This window comes from Verrucosispora sp. TAA-831 (genome assembly GCF_050780145.1).
In the GTDB taxonomy this organism is placed as follows: domain Bacteria; phylum Actinomycetota; class Actinomycetes; order Mycobacteriales; family Micromonosporaceae; genus Micromonospora.
In genome coordinates this window covers 325,863-343,982 of sequence record NZ_CP192240.1, presented here as the reverse complement: position 1 = coordinate 343,982, position 18,120 = coordinate 325,863, and the positions used below count along the sequence as shown (strand labels likewise).

The following is an 18,120-nucleotide window of genomic DNA, read 5'->3' as shown; positions in this document are numbered from 1 at the left end:
CAGATCATCGGGTTGTCGCGCGCATCGTCGCAGAACCCGAGGCGGCGGGAAAGCGTCACGTACCCTGACCAGGTGCCGAATCAGCAGCCCCGCCCCGAGCCGGTCGACCCGCCGATGGTGCCCTTCGCGCTGGCCGGGATCGCGGCCTGGGCGGTCGCCGGGCTGGTGCTGCTGCTGTTCCGGGATCGGCTGGTCGAAAGCGGCCACGAGAACTGGCTCTGGATCTGTCTGGCCGGTTTTCTGTGGGGCTTCCCCGGTCTCGCGGTGATGATGCGTCACGACGCCCACCGACGGCGTCGGCGCGCCGCCGGTTGAGCGACCCGCCGAGGCGGGCCTGCTGTGGTCAGGAGTGCCCGTACGGCTCCGCCGGCTCACCGGACTCCACCGAACCGGGCGCGCGGCTGACCGACATCGGCTCCATCGCGCTGTCGTCGTAGACCGTCGGCATCTCGTCCACCGCGGTCTCGGCGTCGACCAGGGTCTCCGAGTGGGCACCGCACCCGTGATCGGCGCTGACCACCCGGCCGTCGTCCGGCGCGTAGAAGTTGCCGCACACCCCGAAGCAGAGCCGCAGGTTGCCGGCGAGCGGCAGGTAGAAGCCACAGGTGCCGCAGCGGGCGGCGGCGGGCGCGGCCGTCGAGATGGGGGCGGTCGGGCCGTGGTCGCCGTCGTACCAGCGCTGTGCCGCCTCGGCCCGGCCCTCGCGCGACAACACCCGGGGCCGACCGAGCCCCAACTCCCACGCGGTCTCCTCGACCGCCGGGTCGTCGGAGAGCAGGTAGCCGGGCTGGAGCCGCTCGTCGTCCGGCGGCGTCGGCAGCAGGTCACCGGGGCCCAGGTCGCCCGGCTGGAGCCGCTCCTGCCAGGGCAGCCAGCCGGGCGCGAGCAGCGCGTCCGGCCCGGGCAGCAGCACCGTCTCGCAGATCGTCACGTTCCGGCTGCGCGGCACCCGGGTGACGGTCACCGCCCACCGCCAACCGCGATATCCGGCCTGACGGCACTCGAAGTAGTGGGTGACGAGTCGGTCACCCTCGGCCACGACTTGCAGGTGGTCACCGACGTCGTCGGGATCCACCTCGGTGATGCCGGCGCGGGCCACCTCGACGGCGGCGGCGCAGACCTGGTCGAGACGAGCGGCGCGGGCGGAGGCGGGCCTGGTCACCCAACCATTGTCACCCATGCGCGGTGCCGACTGCGAGGCACTCCCCAGAGGTGTTCTGCGGCGGTGACGCGCCAAGTGTCGGCCCGATGGTTCAGGATGGGTGCCATGCCGCTGTCCTCCCGCCCCGAGAGGTCCCTCCTCGGGCGGACCGTCGGCACCGGAATCCGGGCCGTCCGGCTGCTGCTGCGCGGTTCGCTGAGCAGCGGACGCTGGGTGACGCGCAGTGCCGCCCGGGCCCGGACCCGGAGCGCCGGTGGCGAGACCGGCATGGTCCGCATGTTCGACCTGCACGCCGTCTCCTGTGCCGGCGATACGCTGATCGCCATCGGCCTGGCCGGGACGATCTTCTTCAACGTGCCGCTCGGCGAGGCGCGCAGCAAGGTCGCGCTCTACCTGCTGGTGACCATGGTGCCGTTCGCCATGCTCGCCCCGGTGGTCGGCCCGCTGCTCGACCACTTCCGGCACGGCCGACGGTACGCACTGGCCACGACCATGCTGGGTCGGGCGTTCCTGGCCTGGCTGATCTCCGACTACATCCACGGGTTCGGGCTCTACCCGGCCGCGTTCGGTGTCCTCGCGCTCTCCCGGGCGTACGGCGTGGCCCGGTCCGCCGCCGTGCCCAGACTCCTGCCCGAAGGGCTCGGGCTGTCCCAGGTCGGCGCACGCGCCAGCGTCTACGGCACGGTGGCCGGTGCCCTGGTCGCCCCGATCGGCCTGGCCGCGTTCTGGTTCGGGCCGCAGTGGCCGCTCCGGGTCGCCTCGGTCATCTTCCTGGTCGGCATGGTGGTGGCGCTCCGGCTACCGCCCAAGGCCGACTCGGAGCCACCGGAGCGGGTTCCCCGCCCGCTGCGCGCGCTGCTCCGCCGCGACGGCGACCGACCACTCGGCCGGGGCCGGCCCGCCGGTCGGCTGGTGATCTCCACCCTGGTCGGCGCGGCCACGTTACGCGCGATCTACGGCTTCCTGCTGCTCTTCCTCGCCTTCACCATCAAGGCGGGCGACCTGACCACCGTGGTGTTCGGCCGCGACCTTGGCGACGAGGGAGCACTCGGCCTGGTCGGCGGTGCCCTGGCCATCGGCACGTTCCTGGCCACCGCCATCGGTACCCGACTACGCATCCACCGGCCGGCCGCCCTCCAGTCCAGCGGCATGATCATCGTGGCCGGGGTGGGCGTACTCACCGTCCTGAACTTCTCCCTGCCGATGGTGGCCCTACTCTGCGTGGTCGCGGCCATGATGAGCGGCATCGCCAAGCTGGCCGTGGACGCCTCGATCCAGGAACGCATCCCGGAACGGCTGCGGGCGAGTTCCTTCGCGCACTCCGAGACCGCGCTGATGCTCGCCTTCGTGGCCGGTGGCGGGCTGGGACTCGTACCCTTCGAGGGCCGGATCGGCATCGCGGTCGCCGCCATCGTCGGCACGCTCGCCGCCATACGCGGCATGGTGATGGCCCGCCGGCTGCGGGCCGAGCGGCTGCGCGGCCGACCGCTCACCGACGACGAGTTGGCCAGCGAGGAACGGGCCGCCGACGAACAGGCCGCCACCGAGCAGGCCGCCCGGGACAGGAAGGCCGCCGAGCAGGCCGAAGCCGCCGAGCAGGCGAAGGCCGCCGACGCCGCCCCCACCTCACCGGCGCCTTACCAGGGCGGTACGACCGACGAGCGCGATCTCGCCCCGCCCGGCTTCCACATCTACCGCCCGTCGTCGGCGGTCACCGGCGGCAGCGACGACGAGACCCGACGCAGCTCGCCCGGGCCGGTCCCGTGACCGGCCTGCTCGTGGTCACCGCGGTACCCGCCGAGGCGGAGGCGATCCAGGCCGGTCTCTCCGACCCCACCGTGGCGGTGGTGCCGGTGGGCGTGGGTCCGGCCGTCGCCGGGGCCGCGACCGCCCGTCTCCTCGCCCTCGCCGAGGGTGCCGGTCGGCCGTACCGAGGCGTGGTCAGCGCGGGCGTGGCCGGTGGCTTCTCCGGGCGCGTACCGGTCGGCGGCACCGTGCTCGGCACCCGGGCCGTCGCCGCCGACCTGGGTGCCGAGTCCCCCGACGGCTTCATCCCCCTCGACGCCCTCGGCATGCCGGCGGAACTGCTCGGTGGCGGCACCTCCGTCCCCGTCGACCCCGCCCTGCTGGCCGACCTGCGCGACGCGCTGCCGGACGCCACCGTCGGGCCGGTGCTGACCGTCAGCACCGTGACCGGCACCGCCGCCAGCACGGAGGAGTTGAGCCGACGTCACCCGGACGCCGTGGCCGAGGCCATGGAGGGGTACGGCGTGGCGGTCGCCGCCACCCACGCCGGCGTGCCCTTCGCGGAGCTGCGTACCGTCTCCAACCCGATCGGTCCCCGCGATCGCGGTGCCTGGCGGATGCGCGAGGCGCTCATGGCCCTCACCGCCGCCGCCACCGCCCTGCGCTAGCCGCCGCCCCCGCCCTGCGCGCCAGCCACCGCCCGCGCCCCTGCGCCAGCCGTCACCGTTCTGCGCGAGTCCGCTGTGCCCGCCGGTCCTCCTGTCCCCGGTGTTCCCGCCAGTCCCGCTGTTCCCGCTGATGTTCGAGGCGCAGCGACAGGGGTCTGCTCGACTCGATCCGGAAGCCGCAGGCCGACAGGAAGCGCACTCCACCGAACTCCGCAGTGGCGCAGACCGCGTCCAGGCCCATCCCGCGTGTCTCCTCGACGAGCCGGTCCACCAGTCGCCGGCCGATGCCCAGTCTCCGCAACTCGGGAGCGACCAGCACTCCGTCGAGCACCACCTCGCGCCGGTCGCCCGAGTCCTCGCCGTACAGCAGGTCGAGGCTGCGCTCATGGGCGCGCAACTCGCCGACCAGATCACCGTCGGACAGTTCGGCGACCAGGCGCCAGCACGTCTCAGGCACGCCGGCGGTGACGCGACGGATCCGCACCTCGGCCAGCAACCGCTCACGCTCACGCCGCTCGTCCCGGTACCGCCGGTTCAGGTCGAAGGTCACCTCGGGCACCCGTAACGGCCACCGCTCGGGCGGCAACGAATACCAGCTCGCCCACCAGGCCCCCGGCCAGTCCTTGAGCGTGCGGACCCGGCGCGCGTCGAGATGGGCCGGATAGCGACGCCCCGCCGCGTCCCGCCAGGTGTCGCCGAAATCCGCATCGCTCGCCACCGAACCCCGGTCGTCCCCGCCGGCACGACCGTTCCCCCCGGCACCCTGAACGACGCAGGCGGCCGAAACAGCGCGTCCCCCGCCACCGGCGCAGGCATCCCCGGCAGCGCCAAATTCTCCGACGGCGCAAGCGGCCCGTGCTGCACGGGCTCCCTTGATGTCGCAGGCAGCCCCCGCCGCGCGGGCTCCCCCATTGGCGCAAGCGGCCTCAGCCGCGCGGGCTCGCCCGCTGGCGTGGGCGTCGCCCGCGAGGAGGCCCAGCGTGCCACCCGCCGCGCTGACGAGCCGCTGCACGGTCCGGAATCGCGGGTCGGTGCCCCGCCCCGACTCGATCCGCGCCACCGTCGACTGCGGCACACCGGACCGCGCAGCCAGTTCCCGCTGGCTCAGGTCGGCCCGTCGACGCAACGTCCGCAACATCGCTCCCACGTCGACCAGCCGCTCGCTAGAGGCGGCACCAACGCTGTCCCCGATGGCGTCGTCCCCCGTAGCGCTGTCCCCCATGGCGTCGTCCCCCATGGCGCTGTCCCCCGTGCCGCTGTCCCCCATGGCGTCGTCTCCCGTGCCGTCACTGCCCCGCACCATCGATGCTGACCTAACCCGACGGCCCTCTCAACCCGCCCGGCGAACCTGTGGACAACGCCTGTGGATAACTTCGTGGGCAGGATCCCGTACCTGGTGGCAACGGGTGCCCTGGCCTCGACAGGTCGGGCCGTCCCCTACTCCACCTGGCCGCCTGTCGAGCTGAACCGTCGGTGCTATCGCTCGGCGACTCCGCACCGGTTCGGGCTCGCCGCGAGGTCCGATCCGTTGATGCAGTCAGCTCGACAGGCGGCTCGGTGGACATGGTGCCGGCACCCGAGCGACGTCCGGCGGGGTCGAGGTCCACGAAACGCTGTGCCGCCGGGTGCGTAGCCCACAGAACTCCCTCGGCGCTGCCGGAGTGCGGCCGGGGCCAGAGCCGAGGCGGGGCCGAGGCGGGGCCGAGGCGGGGCCGAGGCGGGGCCGAGGCGGGGCCGAGGCGGGGCCGAGGCGGGGCCGAGGCGGGGCCGAGGCGGGGCCGAGGCGGGGCCGAGGCGGGGCCGAGGCGGGGCCGAGGCGGGGCCGAGGCGGGGCCGAGGCGGGACCGGGGCCAGGACCGAGGCGGGACCGGGGCCAGGACCGAGGCGGGACCGGGGCCAGGACCGAGGCGGGACCGGGGCCAGGACCGAGGCGGGACCGGGGCCAGGACCGAGGCGGGGCCGAGGCCAGGACCGAGGCGGGACCGGGGCCAGGACCGAGGTAATGGGGGACTGGGGTGAGGTGGGGGCTGGGGGAAGGCGGGTGTGGGCTGGGTGACGGTGGTGGCACCGGCGGGTGGCAGGGTGCGGAGGCGGGGTTACGGTGGGGTCGTGGCGCTCTCGCTGGCGATCTCGCCCTGCCCCAACGACACGTTCGTCTTCCATGCGCTGGTGCACGGGCAGGTGCCCGGCGCACCGCCGGTCGAGGTGACGTACGCCGACGTCGACGTCACCAACACGGCCGCCGAGCGCGGCGCGTTCGACCTGGTGAAGGTCAGCTACGCGGCGTTGCCCTGGCTGCTGGGGGACTACCACCTGCTGCCCTGCGGGGGTGCGCTGGGGCGCGGCTGCGGGCCGCTGGTGCTCACCCGGGCGGACCCCGACGGCGGGCCGGAGCGTACCGACCTGAGTGAGGCGACGGTGGCGGTGCCGGGGGACCGGACCACCGCGTACCTGCTGTTCCGGCTCTGGGCCACCGGACGGACGCCGCGCCGCATCGAGGTGGTGCCGTTCCACGAGATCATGCCCGGGGTGGCCGCCGGACGGTACGACGCCGGGTTGGTGATCCACGAGGCGCGTTTCACCTACCCGCGTCACGGGCTGACCGCCCTGGTCGACCTCGGGGAGTGGTGGGAGGCCGACACCGGGCTGCCGATCCCGCTCGGCGCGATCCTGGCCCGGCGCGGCGTGGTCGACCCGCAGCGGGCCGCCGGATGGGTCCGGGACTCCGTCCAGCGGGCCTGGGCCGACCCGGCGGCAAGTCGGGAGTACGTGCTGGCGCACGCGCAGGAGATGGAGCCCGACGTGGTGGACCGGCACATCGACCTCTACGTCAACGAGTTCACCGCCGACCTGGGGGACGCGGGGTTCGCTGCCGTGGAGGCGCTGCTCGGCCGGGCCGCCGACGCCGGGCTCGTGCCTCAGACCTCCAGCTCGCGGGCGACCGCGTGGACCAACTGAGCGACCTTCTGGGCGGTCTTGCGATCCGGGAAGCGGCCCCGGCGCAGGTCCGGCTGGACCTTCGCCTCCAGCACCTTGATCATGTCTTCGACCAGGCCGTGCAGCTCCTCGGCGGGCCGACGCCGCAGCTCCGCCACGGAGGGCGGGGCGTCGAGCAGCTTCACTCCCATCGCCTGCGCGCCACGTCGGCTGTCCACCACGCTGAAGTCGACCCGCTGGCCGCCCTTGAGGTCGGTGACACCCGCCGGTAGCGCGCCCTTCGGCAGGAACACGTCGCCACCCTCGTCACTGGTGACGAACCCGTATCCCTTGGCCGCGTCGTACCACTTCACTCGACCCGTAGGCACCTGAGAACCCCTGCTTCGCTTGAACCGTCTACTGCCTCAAGGCTAGCCGGATCATGTCGTCGAGCGCCGCCGGGAATCCGCTGAGATCCGCCAGCACGGCCGCCGCACCGGCGGCCCTCAGTTCGTCGGCCGAACAGGGGCCCGTCGCCACCGCGATCCCGGGCACCTCAGCCGCCTGTGCCGCCACCATGTCGGCCACGTGATCGCCGACGTAGTGGGTCGCGCCGTGCTCCCGCAACGCCGTCGCCTTGCCCTCGGCGAACAGGTCACCGGCCACCTCGTCGACCGTCAGACCCAGATGTTCCAGGTGCAGTCGGGCCAGCCGGCCCAGCTTCGAGGTGACCACCAGCACCCGCCCGCCCCGCTGCCGTACCGCGTCGAGTGCGGCCACCGCGCCGGGCAGCGGCACGGTCGGCGTGATCGCGTACGCGGGGTAGAGCTCGCGGAAGGCGTGCACCGCCTCCTCGACCCGGTCCGGCGGGAACCAGTGCGCGATCTCGGTCCGCAGCGGTGGGCCCAACCGCGACACGGCGACCTCGGCGTCGACGGGTACGCCGGTCCGTTCGGTCAACGCCCGGTAGGTGGCGGCGATGCCGGGACGCGAGTCGACCAGGGTCATGTCGAGGTCGAAACCGACCGTCAGTTGGCGCATGCTGCGAAGCTACCCGGCCACCCAGACCAGCCGGGACGTCCGATGGGCGCGGGCGGCCCCGGCCGGGCTAGCGTGGAACGACGATGAGCACCTCACTCGCCGACCACCTGCGGGCGCTGCCCGACGAGTCGCTCGCCGCGCTGCTCCAGGCGCGGCCCGACCTCGTCGTGCCGGTGCCCGCCGACGTCGCCGCCCTCGCCATCCGGGCACAGTCCCGGGTCTCGGTGTCGCGGGCGCTGGACGCGCTGGACCAGTTCACCCTGCTGATCATGGATGCCGCCCGGTTGAACCGTGACCCGGTCGACGGCACCACCTCGGTCGACGGGGTCCTCGCGATGGCCACCACCGGCCCGCATCCGCCCGCACCGGCCGCCGTACGCGCCGCCGTCGACCGGTTGCGCGCCCTGTTCCTGCTGTACGGCCCCGACCACGCGTTGCGCCTGGTCGGTGGCGTCGACGAGATCTCCCCGTACCCGGCGGGACTCGGCCGACCCGCCACCGAGCTGGACCCGCGCACGGCGGCACTCTGCGCGGACCCGGCGAAGCTGCGACGCACGCTGCTCTCCGCGCCGCCGTCGGCGCGGGCGATCCTGGACCGGCTGGCGGCCGGACCGCCGGTCGGCAGCGTGCCGGCCGGCGCGCTGCGGGCCCCGGCCGTCGGCGCCGACGACGACCTGCCACCGGACGACACCAACGGCGGCGCGGCGACCGGCTCACCGGTCCGCTGGCTGGTCGACCATCGGCTGCTGGTGCGGGTCGCCGGTGGCAAGGGCGGCACCGCCGGCATGGTGGAGTTGCCCCGGGAGGTCGGGCTGTTGCTGCGGCGCGACACCGGGCCGCTCGGGCCGTTGCGCACCACCCCACCGCCGGTCACCAGCACCCCGCGCGAGCCGAAGGCCGCCGACTCCGCCGGGGCCGGGCAGACCATGGAGGTGGTACGTCACACCGAGGCGCTGCTGGAACAGTTGGCCGCCGAACCCGCGCCGGTGCTCCGCTCGGGTGGCCTGGGCGTACGCGACCTGCGTCGGCTGGCCCGCGCCACCGGCCTGGACGAGCCGACGGCGGCGCTGCTGCTGGAGGTGGCGTACGCGGCCGGGCTGACCGGTGAGGTGGAGCTGCCCGGTTCCGCCGGCCGGTACGGCGCCGACCAGCAGGTGATGCCGACCGCCGGGTACGAGATGTGGCGGGCCGGTTCGCTCGCCCAGCGCTGGGAGCAGGTGGCCCGTGCCTGGCTGACCATGACCCGGCAGGTCGGGCTGGTCGGGCAGCGGGACGACCGGGACCGTCCGATCACCGTGCTCTCCGCCGAGGCGGAACGTGCCGGGGCGCCCGCCGCCCGCCGAGCGGTGCTCGGCGTACTCGCCGACCTGGAGCCGGGCAGCGCGCCCACCGCCGACGAGGTGTTGACGCTGCTCGACTGGCGGGCACCACGCCGCAGCCGGGGGCGGGAGGCGGCGCACCGGGAGGTGCTGACCGAGGCGGCCACGCTGGGCGTGACGGGGCTGGGGGCGCTCAGCTCGTACGGGCGGCTCCTGCTGGCCGAGGCGACCGCGAGCGAGGACCGCGACGCGGACGACCCGCTCGGGCTCCGGTCCGACGCCGAGGACGGTACAGGCACCGCCGTGCGGGCACTGGACGCGCTGCTGCCCGCCCCGGTGGACCACTTCCTGGTGCAGGCCGACCTGACCGTGGTGGTGCCGGGTCCGCCCGAGCCGGCGCTCGCCGCCGAACTGGAGGTGGTCGCCGAACCGGAGTCCGCTGGTGGAGCGAGCGTGCACCGGATCACCACCGGCAGCGTCCGGCGTGCCCTCGACGCCGGGTACTCCGCCGACGACCTGCACGACCTGTTCCGGCGCCGGTCCCGTACGTCGGTGCCGCAGGGCCTGACGTACCTGGTGGACGACGTGGCCCGCAAGCACGGCGGGCTGCGGGTCGGCTCCGCCGGGGCGTACCTGCGCAGCGACGACGAGGCGCTGCTGGCCGAGGTGCTCGCGGACCGGCGGGTGGAGGCGTTGGCGCTACGTCGACTCGCGCCCACCGTGCTGGTGACCCCCTACCAGGCGGGGCGGATGCTCGCCCTGCTCCGGGAGGCGGGCTACGTCCCGGTGGCCGAGGACGCCACCGGCTCGGCGGTGCTGACCCGGCCGAAGGTCCGGCGGGCACCCGCCCGGGTCTCGGTCGCCACCCGCGCCCTCGACCCGCTGGCCACCCCGAGGCTGCCGCTGCCGCGCCTGCTGGGCGTGGTGGACCAGATTCGCCGAGGTGACGCGGCGGCCCGCGCCGCCCGGCGGGCACCGGCAGCAGTTCGCGGCGGTACGCCGGACGGACCCACCCCGGCGACCGGCCACAGCGAGGCCCTGGCCGTGCTGCAACAGGCGGTACGCGACAAGGCGCTGGTCTGGGTGGGCTACGTCGACGCGCACGGGGCGACGGCGTCCCGGCTGGTCCGACCCGTCTCGCTGGGCGCCGGCTACCTGCGCGCCGAGGACGAGCGCACGGAGATGCTGCACACCTTCGCGCTGCACCGGATCACCGCCGCCGTGCTGGAGAGGTGAGGCGGCGCTGGCTGAGCTGACCCGGCGCTGCCGAGGTGACGCGGTGCTCGGGCGGTGGGCGGTCAGCGCAGGCTGCGCCGGACCGATCCGACGATCGCCACCACCAGCAGCAGTGCGAAGCCGGTGCCGAGCGCCTCGCCGACCGAGTCCACGAAGCCCTGCTGAAGCACGAGCCAGCCGAAGAGGAACCAGCCGAACAGGGCCACCCCGAGGATCGAATACGCGATCACCGTGGCGGTGGAGACCGGCTCTGCGGACTGCGCCTGCTCGCGGTCGAGGATCATTTCCTGGTCAACGGTCATGCGCCCTCCCCCGTACGGTCCGGCTCTGCCGTCCAGGGTGACACCCCGGAGCGCAACCGACCAGCACCATCACGTGACGATCCGGCGGGTTCATACCCCGGAGCAGGCGACCGGGAAACGGGCGACGGGGTCGCCGGTGCGGCTCGGACACGCGCTCGCCCCCGCTGGCCGTCCGCCACGACGGGACCCGGCCCCCGCTCGCTGGCCCCACTCGTCGCGGCGCGAACGCGCGCCGACGCCGACCGGCGTGACGGTCGGCGTGGCACCTGGCGGCCCTCGCCGACTCGTCTCCCCCAGAGCAAGACGCACCGAGGTACCCGCTCGGTTGCTGCTGGTCGACGGTTTTCTTGCCACCCGCCCGCGCGTGCAACACTGGATGGTCGCCCGCCCGCAGGTCAGCCACCTGCCGGAGCGGGCCGATCAGCCGTACCGAGGAGGGGGTTCCGCGTGAGCGGTGGACCACTGATCGTGCAGTCCGACAAGACACTGCTGCTGGAGATCGACCACCCCGACGCCCAGTCCTGCCGAATGGCCATCGCGCCCTTCGCGGAGCTGGAGCGCTCCCCCGAGCACGTGCACACGTACCGGTTGACCCCGCTCGGGCTCTGGAACGCCCGGGCCGCCGGCCACGACGCCGAGGGCGTGGTGGACGCCCTGATCAAGTACTCCCGCTACCCGGTGCCGCACGCCCTGCTGGTGGACGTGGCCGAGACCATGGACCGGTACGGCCGGCTCCAACTCGCCAACGACCCGGCGCACGGCCTGGTCCTGCGCGCCCTCGACCGGATGGTGCTGGTCGAGGTGGCCAAGAGCAAGAAGCTCGCCGGGATGCTCGGCAACAAGCTCGACGACGACACCATCGCGGTGCACCCGTCCGAGCGCGGCCGACTCAAGCAGGCCCTGCTCAAGCTCGGCTGGCCAGCGGAGGACCTCGCCGGGTACGTCGACGGCGAGGCCCACCCGATCGAGCTGGCCCAGAGCGGCGAGGACGGTGGCAGGCCGTGGACGCTGCGGTCGTACCAGCGGGAGGCCGTCGAGGCGTTCTGGGCGGGCGGCTCGGGCGTGGTGGTGCTGCCCTGCGGGGCCGGCAAGACGCTGGTCGGCGCGGCGGCGATGGCCGAGGCGAAGGCGACCACGCTGATCCTGGTCACCAACACGGTCGCCGGTCGGCAGTGGAAGCGGGAACTGATCGCCCGCACCTCGCTGACCGAGGAGGAGATCGGCGAGTACTCGGGCGAGCGCAAGGAGATCCGGCCGGTCACCATCGCCACGTACCAGGTGCTCACCTCGCGGCGCGGCGGCGCCTTCACCCACCTCGACCTGTTCGGGGCCCGCGACTGGGGTCTGGTCGTCTACGACGAGGTGCACCTGCTGCCCGCGCCGATCTTCCGGTTCACCGCCGACCTCCAGGCCCGCCGCCGCCTCGGGCTGACCGCCACCCTGGTCCGCGAGGACGGCCGGGAGGGCGACGTGTTCAGCCTGATCGGGCCGAAGCGGTACGACGCGCCGTGGAAGGACATCGAGTCGCAGGGCTGGATCGCCCCGGCGCACTGCACCGAGGTCAGGGTCACCCTGACCGACGCCGAACGGATGTCGTACGCGACGGCGGAGGCCGAGGAGCGCTACCGGATGGCGGCCACCGCCCGGACCAAGCTGCCGGTGGTGCGCGCCCTGGTCGAGCGGCACGCGGCGGAGCAGACGCTGGTGATCGGCGCGTACATCGACCAGTTGCACCAGCTCGGCGAATACCTGGACGCCCCGATCGTGCAGGGCTCGACCACCAACAAGGAACGTGAGCGGCTGTTCGACGCGTTCCGCTCCGGTGAGATCCGCACGCTGGTGATCTCGAAGGTCGGCAACTTCTCGATCGACCTGCCCGAGGCGGCGGTGGCGATCCAGGTGTCCGGCACCTTCGGCTCCCGCCAGGAGGAGGCACAGCGGTTGGGCCGGGTGCTACGCCCGAAGGCCGACGGTCGGCAGGCGCACTTCTACACCGTCGTGTCCCGGGACACCATCGACACCGAGTACGCCGCCCATCGGCAGCGCTTCCTCGCCGAACAGGGGTACGCGTACACCATCGTCGACGCCGACGACGTCCTCGGCCCCCCTCTGCCGACCGTCGACTGAGGTGTAAGGAAGGGCCCCCTACTACCGTCTCCGGTATAGCAGGGGTCCCTTCCTAACATCTCGCCGGCGACGGTCAGAGGACTCGGGTGATCTGCTCGGCGGCGACGACCGCGTCCCGGTTCGCCGGGTCGAGGTCGGCGCAGAGCACCACGGAGGCACCGGCGGAGAGCGGCGCGAGCAGCCACGTCAACGGCTGGTCGTGCTCGGTGACGTCGACCAGCAGCCGGTCACCGACCCGCAGGTCGAGCTGCTCGGCGACCACCTTCGCGACCGCGCCCCACTCGGCGAAACTGGTGCCGTCCGGGGTGGCCGCGTCACCGGCGTGCAACACGGGACGATCGGTCGGGGCCGCACCGTGCCGCAGCACCTCCACGGACCAGTCGAGCCAACCGGCCGGCACCTCGGCCAGCGGCTCCGACCCGGTGCCGACGAGGTAGCGGTGCAGCCCCTCCGGTACGTCCTCCAGCCAGTCGTCGAGCCGTTCCGGGGTGACCAGCACCGCGTCGTACGGCCGGTCGCCGCCGGGCTCCAGCACCGGCAACCCGGCGGTGGCCCACGGCCGGAACGACACCGCCATCCCCACCGACCAGGCCCCGAGCAACACCGCAGCGGTACGCCAGTGCGGCGGCAGCAGCACCGCCACCCGGCTGCCCGGCGTCAGTCCGCACCCGTCCCGCAGCAGGCCGGCCGCGCGCGCCGACCAGTCGCCCAGTTCGGCGGCGGTCAGGTCGTGCCGGGCACCGGTCCGGTGGTCGAGGCAGGTGATCAACGGCCGGTCCCGTTCGGCGAGGCCGGTGACGGAGCGTACGGGAAGAGCAGTCTCCATCCGTCGATGATCCCTTGCCGACGCACGGTGACGAAATAAGGATCGCGGGACTTACGCCGAAGGCAGCGCACGGCCGGGTTCGAGCAGCGGAGCGAGCAGGTCGCCGTACTCCTCGACCCGCTCCAGCACCTCCGCGGCCGTGTACGGCTTCGACGACGGTCGCCTGCCCGCCGCGCCAGCCTCCACCTCGTCCCAGGTCAACGGCGTCGACACCGCCGGCACCGGCTGTGCCCGCAGCGAGTACGGGGCCACCGTCGTCTTCGCCGCGCTGTTCTGACTCCAGTCGATGAACACCTTGCCGGGCCGGAGGTTCTTCGCCATCTTCGACACGATCAGCTTCGGGTGCTCGCGTTCCAACTCCTGGGCGATCCGTCGGGCGTACCCGGACACGTCGTCGGCGGACTGCGTACCGGCGATCGGGCAGCAGAGCTGCATGCCCTTCTTGCCGGAGGTCTTCGGATAGCTGTCCACCCCGTCGGCGGCCAGCCGTTCACGCAGCAGCAGCGCCACCCGGCAACACTGCCGCAGGGTCGCCGGTGGCCCGGGGTCCAGGTCGACCACCATCAGGTCCGGGTGTCCGCCGACCTTCCACTGCGGGGTGTGCAGTTCCAGGGCGGCGAGGTTGGCCAACCAGACCAGGGTGGGCAGGTCGTCGGCGACCACGTAGTCGATGGTCTCCCGGCCTTTGGTCGAGCCGGGCGCGGGCAGTGTCTCGACGTGCACCCAGGAGGGTGTGGCGGCCGGGGCGTTCTTCTCGAAGAAGGAGTTGCCCTCCACCCCGTTCGGGTAGCGGATCCGGGTCAGCGCCCGGTCGTGCAGGTGCGGCAGCAGCACCGGCGAGATCCGGGTGTAGTAGTCGATCACCTCGCCCTTGGTGAAGCCGGCCTTCGGGTAGAGGACCTTGTCCAGGTTCGACACCTCCAGGGTGCGTCCGGCGACGTCGACCCGGAGCCGCTCACCCGCCATCCGTCACCTCCTGCGCCGACTTGTCCGGCCGCAGCCGCAGGAGCCGGGGGAACCGCAGTCGCCCGTCCGGTGTGCGCTGGCCGTACTTGACCTCCACCACCACCTGCGGGGTCACCCAGATCGCGCCCCGGGCATCCTCCCGGGGCACGTCGCCGCCGAACGGCGAGGCGGTGGTGCGCAACGGCTCCAACTCCCGCAGCAGTTCGCGTTCCAGGGCCGCCCCGATCCCGCCGCCGACCCGCCCCCGATAGACCAGCCGACCGTCGGCTGCGGGCACCCCGACCAGCAGGCCGCCGATCCGGCGGGCACCGGGCCGCCAGCCGCCGATCACGAAGTCCCCGGTCACCTCCAGCTTGACCTTCACCCACTCCGGTGACCGCACGCCGGGCCGGTAGGTCGAGTCCGCCCGCTTGGCCATCACCCCTTCCAGGCCGTGCTCACCGGCGGCGTCGTAGGTGGCCGGGCCGTCCGGGAAGACCGGCGGGACCGTCCAACGCGCCGCGCCCAGTCCCAGCCCGTCGAGGGCCTGCCGACGCCGGGTGTACGACCAGCCGGTGAGGTCCGTGCCGCGCAACCGCAACAAGTCGAAGATCATGTACGTGACGGGGCCGCTCGCCGCCAGCCGGGCCGCCTTCGCCGGATCCCGCACGTGCATCCGCTCGGCCAGGGCGGTGAACGACGGTCGACCGGCCCGGTCGAAGCGGACCACCTCGCCGTCGAGCAGCGCGTCGTCGACCTGCTCGCCGAGCGGGATCAGCTCCGGGTAGGCGGTGGTGATCTCCACCCCGGAGCGCGCGTACAGGCGCTGCCGCCCGGCGACGATGTCGGCCAGGGCGCGTACGCCGTCCCACTTGAACTCGTACGCCCACCCGGCGCCGGCAGGCAGTTGCCCGGTCACCGCGAGCATCGGCTTCAGTGGCGCGCCGGGCACGAACCGACTGTAGTAGCAGGCCGAACACCTCGCGCCCGGTTCCGTCTGATGCGAGCATGGTCGATATCGGGGAAGGAAGGTGCAGGATGCGGGCCATCTGGAAGGGGGCCGTGTCGTTCGGCCTTGTCTCGATCGCGGTGAAGCTGTACTCCGCGACCGAGGAGAAGGACATCCGGTTCCACCAGGTGCACCGGTCCGACGGCGGGCGGATCCGGTACAAGCGCACCTGTCAGGTCTGCGGCGAGGAGGTCGGCTACGACGACATCGCCAAGGGGTACGACATCGGTGGCGGGGAGATGGTGATCCTCACCGACGAGGATTTCGCCGAACTGCCGTTGAGCACCTCCCACGCGATCGACGTGCTGGAGTTCGTACCGGCCGAGCAGGTCGACCCGATCCTCTACAACAAGGCGTACTTCCTGGAACCGGAGGGCACGGCGACCAAGCCGTACCTGCTGTTGCGGGACGCCCTGACCGACTCCGAGCGGGTGGCGATCGTCAAGGTGGCGCTGCGCCAGCGGGAGCAGTTGGCCACCCTGCGGGTACGCGAGGGCGTCCTGCTGTTGAACACCATGCTCTGGCCCGACGAGATCCGTAAGCCGGCTTTCGCCTTCCTGGACGAGGATCTCAAGGTCCGGCCGCCGGAGCTGGCGATGGCCACCTCGCTCGTCGACTCGATGGCCGGTGACTTCCATCCGGACGAGTTCACCGACGACTACCGGGCAGCACTCCAGGAGGTCATCGACGCGAAGGTGGAGGGCCGCGAGGTCGTACAGCCGGAGGAGGTCGAGGAGGCGCCGCCCGCCGCCGTCGACCTGATGGCCGCGCTGAAGGCCTCGGTGGAGCGGGCCCGCGCGGCCCGGGGTGAGGGGGGCGGCACGGCCTCCGGCGGTGGTGCCGGTGCACCCACCCCGATCACCTCCGCCCGCTCGGCGCAGCAGAAGACCGCCACGAAGAAGGCCCCGGCCAAGAAGACCGCCGAGAAGAAGGCCACCGGTACGAAAGCCGGCGGCACGGCGACCGGCGGCGCGAAGAAGGCCCCGGCGAAGAAGGCCGAGCCGGCCAGGAAGACCGCCGAGAAGAAGACCGCCAAGGCCGCGAAGGCCCCGGCGAAGAAGACGACTCCCCGCAAGTCCGCCTGACCGCCGAGGTTCCCGGCCCTGTCGCACCCGTGCCCCGACGTCCCAGTCGTCGCACAATTCCCACTGGTCACGATCGACGGTCGGAACTGCGTCAGCCACCAGGTACCGTGTGTCGGCGACGGCGTCTGTAGCCGGACGCACCCACACCTCTCAGCAGGGGAGTCGAGGACGTGAGCGAGCAGGAGACCAAGGCACGACGGCGACTGGCCGAACAGTTGGCGGCCCAGAAGGCGGCCGAGGCCAAGCGGCGGCGGCAGGCATGGGCCGGTGGTTTCGCCGGGATCGCCGTGGTCGCGGTGCTGGTCACCGTCTTCGTGATCGTCGGCCAGCGCGGCGGAGACGACGCTCCCGAGCAGGCCGCCGGCTCGCCGTCGGCTCCCGCGGACGCACCGGCCGAGCCGGGCGCGCCGGGTGCCCCGCCCGCCCCGCAACTGCCCGAGGGCGCGGACCCGGCGCTCGGTACCAAGCCGACCGTGAGCGCCGGCGAGGGCGAGTTGACCAAGCTCACCGTCACTCCGCTGATCGAGGGCACCGGACCGGCCGTCACCGCCGGGCAGTCGATCACCACGAACTACGTGGGTGTGCTCTTCGCCAACGGCGAGCAGTTCGACTCCTCCTGGGAGCGGGGCCAGCCGGCCACCTTCCCGATCGGCGTCGGACAGGTCATCGAGGGCTGGGACAAGGGCCTGGTCGGGGTGAAGGTCGGCAGCCGGGTGCAGCTCGACATCCCGGCCGAGCAGGCGTACGGCAACGACGCCGCGGGCGGCCGTCCGGCCGGTCCGCTGCGTTTCGTGGTGGACATCCTCGCCGCCCAGTAGGAGACGACGGTGGCGACGGCGGACGAGCCCGGGCGGACGGCCCGGTCGATGTGGACGTACTACGAGCCGGTGCACGCCGTCACCTACTTCCATCCGCGCGCCCGCGCCGCCTACGAGGCGGCCGGGCTGCGCGGGTACTGGCGGGGGTACTTCGCGGGCCGCGCCGCGCCGCTCGGACCGACCGGTCCCGCCCCGGTGATCGCGGCCTTCTTCACCTTCGCCCCGCACATGGTGGCGCGTGCCCTGCCGGCGGTGTGGCAGTTGGCCGACCCCGAGGAGGCGCTGCGCTCCCGGCTGACCGGGGCGGTGCAGGCCCTCGCCGAGTTGGTCTACGAACTGCCCGAGCAGCACCTGGCCGAGGCCGCAGAGTTGCTGTCGGCCGCCGCCGACGAGGCCGGGACCGCCGGTCGGGTGCTCGGTGCGGCCAACGCCGCGCTGCCGCGCGGTGAGTACCCGCTGGCCCGGCTCTGGCAGGCCGCCACCACGCTGCGCGAACATCGTGGTGACGGACACGTGGCGGCCCTGGTCTCCGCCGATCTCGATCCGGTGGAGACGCTGGCCTGGCGGGTCGCGGTCGACATGCCGCCCGCCAACCTGCTCGGCCGGGGCTGGTCGGAGCAGGAGTGGGCACAGGCGCGGGAGCGGCTGGCCGCCCGGGGTTGGCTGACGTCGGACGGCCAGCCCACCGAGCGTGGTCGGGCCGGTTTCCGGGCCGTCGAGGAGGCCACCGACTCCGCCGCCGCCCGCCCCTGGCAGGCGCTGGGCCCGACGCTCACGGAACGGCTGAGCGAGTTGCTCGACCCGATCGCCGTGGCCGCCCACCGGGTCATCCCGCCGGACAGCCCGATCGGCCTGCCCGCCCGGTAGGCCGCAGCGCCCCGACCGACCCACGCCGCCTGGGTGCCCTGCGGCTTGGATGT

At 73.4% G+C, this 18,120-nt stretch carries 17 protein-coding genes and 1 pseudogene; 9 read left to right on the top strand and 9 right to left on the bottom strand.

Going from position 1 to position 18,120, the window contains the following annotated elements; all coding sequences use genetic code 11:
- The first annotated feature begins 114 nt into the window (after nucleotides 1-114).
- Nucleotides 115-315: a DUF2530 domain-containing protein gene (locus tag ACQVFL_RS01590; RefSeq protein ID WP_396692729.1), complete on the top strand. Its 201-nt coding sequence runs from the start codon at nucleotides 115-117 to the stop codon at nucleotides 313-315.
- A 28-nt stretch (nucleotides 316-343) separates the two neighbouring features.
- On the opposite strand, the gene ACQVFL_RS01585 is transcribed toward ACQVFL_RS01590, so the two are convergent.
- Complete coding sequence (locus ACQVFL_RS01585) at nucleotides 344-1,180, bottom strand: DUF3027 domain-containing protein (protein ID WP_431728415.1); 837 nt, start codon at nucleotides 1,178-1,180, stop codon at nucleotides 344-346.
- 87 nt (nucleotides 1,181-1,267) lie between these two features.
- Here ACQVFL_RS01585 and ACQVFL_RS01580 point away from each other — a divergent pair, with 87 nt between their 5' ends.
- Together ACQVFL_RS01580 and ACQVFL_RS01575 are read left to right on the top strand one after the other, a co-directional pair.
- The gene (locus ACQVFL_RS01580; RefSeq protein ID WP_431728414.1) at nucleotides 1,268-2,929 is read left to right on the top strand and encodes an MFS transporter; all 1,662 of its coding nucleotides are present in this window, start codon (nucleotides 1,268-1,270) and stop codon (nucleotides 2,927-2,929) included.
- Nucleotides 2,926-3,576, top strand: a complete 651-nt coding sequence (locus ACQVFL_RS01575; protein WP_431728413.1) for a futalosine hydrolase — start codon at nucleotides 2,926-2,928, stop codon at nucleotides 3,574-3,576. Before ACQVFL_RS01580 ends, ACQVFL_RS01575 begins: the two co-directional genes overlap by 4 nt.
- Before the next feature lie 52 nt (nucleotides 3,577-3,628).
- Here the strand turns inward: ACQVFL_RS01575 and ACQVFL_RS01570 are convergent, their stop codons facing one another.
- Complete coding sequence (locus tag ACQVFL_RS01570) at nucleotides 3,629-4,294, bottom strand: GNAT family N-acetyltransferase (protein ID WP_431729930.1); 666 nt, start codon at nucleotides 4,292-4,294, stop codon at nucleotides 3,629-3,631.
- Nucleotides 4,295-4,564: 270 nt separating this feature from the next.
- A pseudogene (locus tag ACQVFL_RS01565) lies at nucleotides 4,565-4,714 on the bottom strand (helix-turn-helix domain-containing protein); the annotation flags it as partial.
- A 971-nt stretch (nucleotides 4,715-5,685) separates the two neighbouring features.
- Between ACQVFL_RS01565 and ACQVFL_RS01560 the strand changes: the two are divergent.
- A complete protein-coding gene (locus tag ACQVFL_RS01560) occupies nucleotides 5,686-6,534 on the top strand; it encodes a 1,4-dihydroxy-6-naphthoate synthase (RefSeq protein WP_396692174.1) in 849 nt (282 codons plus the stop codon).
- Here ACQVFL_RS01560 and ACQVFL_RS01555 read toward each other — a convergent pair.
- Both ACQVFL_RS01555 and ACQVFL_RS01550 read right to left on the bottom strand, forming a co-directional pair.
- Complete coding sequence (locus tag ACQVFL_RS01555) at nucleotides 6,495-6,881, bottom strand: cold-shock protein (protein ID WP_131052567.1); 387 nt, start codon at nucleotides 6,879-6,881, stop codon at nucleotides 6,495-6,497. The genes ACQVFL_RS01560 and ACQVFL_RS01555 overlap by 40 nt on opposite strands.
- A 28-nt stretch (nucleotides 6,882-6,909) precedes the next feature.
- The gene (locus ACQVFL_RS01550) at nucleotides 6,910-7,533 is read right to left on the bottom strand and encodes an HAD family hydrolase (protein ID WP_431728412.1); all 624 of its coding nucleotides are present in this window, start codon (nucleotides 7,531-7,533) and stop codon (nucleotides 6,910-6,912) included.
- An 83-nt stretch (nucleotides 7,534-7,616) separates the two neighbouring features.
- On the opposite strand from ACQVFL_RS01550, the gene ACQVFL_RS01545 reads away from it, so the two are divergent.
- Complete coding sequence (locus ACQVFL_RS01545; RefSeq protein ID WP_431728411.1) at nucleotides 7,617-10,088, top strand: helicase-associated domain-containing protein; 2,472 nt, start codon at nucleotides 7,617-7,619, stop codon at nucleotides 10,086-10,088.
- A gap of 62 nt (nucleotides 10,089-10,150) precedes the next feature.
- Here ACQVFL_RS01545 and ACQVFL_RS01540 read toward each other — a convergent pair whose 3' ends face one another.
- On the bottom strand, nucleotides 10,151-10,390 hold the full coding sequence (locus ACQVFL_RS01540) for a hypothetical protein (protein WP_396692171.1): 240 nt from the start codon (nucleotides 10,388-10,390) through the stop codon (nucleotides 10,151-10,153).
- A 447-nt stretch (nucleotides 10,391-10,837) separates the two neighbouring features.
- Between ACQVFL_RS01540 and ACQVFL_RS01535 the strand changes: the two genes are divergently transcribed.
- Nucleotides 10,838-12,517 (top strand): DNA repair helicase XPB, encoded by a 1,680-nt coding sequence (locus ACQVFL_RS01535; protein WP_431728410.1) that lies wholly within the window; start codon nucleotides 10,838-10,840, stop codon nucleotides 12,515-12,517.
- A gap of 73 nt (nucleotides 12,518-12,590) precedes the next feature.
- Here the strand turns inward: ACQVFL_RS01535 and ACQVFL_RS01530 are convergent, their stop codons facing one another.
- Genes ACQVFL_RS01530 through ligD (ACQVFL_RS01520) form a run of 3 tightly spaced genes read right to left on the bottom strand, consistent with a single transcriptional unit; the run spans nucleotide 12,591 to nucleotide 15,240 of the window.
- Nucleotides 12,591-13,343, bottom strand: coding sequence for a TIGR03089 family protein (locus tag ACQVFL_RS01530; protein WP_431728409.1), 753 nt, complete (start codon nucleotides 13,341-13,343; stop codon nucleotides 12,591-12,593).
- Between the two features lie 51 nt (nucleotides 13,344-13,394).
- Complete coding sequence (gene ligD, locus ACQVFL_RS01525; RefSeq protein ID WP_431728408.1) at nucleotides 13,395-14,309, bottom strand: non-homologous end-joining DNA ligase; 915 nt, start codon at nucleotides 14,307-14,309, stop codon at nucleotides 13,395-13,397.
- A complete protein-coding gene (gene ligD, locus ACQVFL_RS01520; protein ID WP_431728407.1) occupies nucleotides 14,299-15,240 on the bottom strand; it encodes a non-homologous end-joining DNA ligase in 942 nt (313 codons plus the stop codon). The genes ligD (ACQVFL_RS01525) and ligD (ACQVFL_RS01520) overlap by 11 nt, the downstream gene beginning before the upstream one ends.
- Nucleotides 15,241-15,326: 86 nt before the next feature.
- On the opposite strand from ligD (ACQVFL_RS01520), the gene ACQVFL_RS01515 reads away from it, so the two are divergent.
- The 3 genes from ACQVFL_RS01515 (at nucleotide 15,327) to ACQVFL_RS01505 (ending at nucleotide 18,067) form a co-directional block, all read left to right on the top strand.
- A complete protein-coding gene (locus ACQVFL_RS01515; protein ID WP_431728406.1) occupies nucleotides 15,327-16,382 on the top strand; it encodes a Ku protein in 1,056 nt (351 codons plus the stop codon).
- Nucleotides 16,383-16,552: 170 nt separating this feature from the next.
- Nucleotides 16,553-17,200: an FKBP-type peptidyl-prolyl cis-trans isomerase gene (locus ACQVFL_RS01510; protein WP_396692165.1), complete on the top strand. Its 648-nt coding sequence runs from the start codon at nucleotides 16,553-16,555 to the stop codon at nucleotides 17,198-17,200.
- Nucleotides 17,201-17,248: 48 nt separating this feature from the next.
- Nucleotides 17,249-18,067, top strand: coding sequence for an SCO6745 family protein (locus ACQVFL_RS01505; RefSeq protein ID WP_431729929.1), 819 nt, complete (start codon nucleotides 17,249-17,251; stop codon nucleotides 18,065-18,067).
- Nucleotides 18,068-18,120 lie beyond the last annotated feature (53 nt).

Bases quoted from the DNA above. Each gene is read 5' to 3' on its own strand.
- ACQVFL_RS01550 (WP_431728412.1), bottom strand. From the start codon at position 7,533: ATGCGCCAACTGACGGTCGGTTTCGACCTCGACATGACCCTGGTCGAC.
- ACQVFL_RS01545 (WP_431728411.1), top strand. From the start codon at position 7,617: ATGAGCACCTCACTCGCCGACCACCTGCGGGCGCTGCCCGACGAGTCG.
- ACQVFL_RS01515 (WP_431728406.1), top strand. From the start codon at position 15,327: ATGCGGGCCATCTGGAAGGGGGCCGTGTCGTTCGGCCTTGTCTCGATC.
- ACQVFL_RS01585 (WP_431728415.1), bottom strand. From the start codon at position 1,180: ATGGGTGACAATGGTTGGGTGACCAGGCCCGCCTCCGCCCGCGCCGCT.
- ACQVFL_RS01580 (WP_431728414.1), top strand. From the start codon at position 1,268: ATGCCGCTGTCCTCCCGCCCCGAGAGGTCCCTCCTCGGGCGGACCGTC.
- ACQVFL_RS01505 (WP_431729929.1), top strand. From the start codon at position 17,249: ATGTGGACGTACTACGAGCCGGTGCACGCCGTCACCTACTTCCATCCG.
- ACQVFL_RS01530 (WP_431728409.1), bottom strand. From the start codon at position 13,343: ATGGAGACTGCTCTTCCCGTACGCTCCGTCACCGGCCTCGCCGAACGG.
- ACQVFL_RS01590 (WP_396692729.1), top strand. From the start codon at position 115: ATGGTGCCCTTCGCGCTGGCCGGGATCGCGGCCTGGGCGGTCGCCGGG.
- ACQVFL_RS01540 (WP_396692171.1), bottom strand. From the start codon at position 10,390: ATGACCGTTGACCAGGAAATGATCCTCGACCGCGAGCAGGCGCAGTCC.
- ligD (WP_431728408.1), bottom strand. From the start codon at position 14,309: ATGGCGGGTGAGCGGCTCCGGGTCGACGTCGCCGGACGCACCCTGGAG.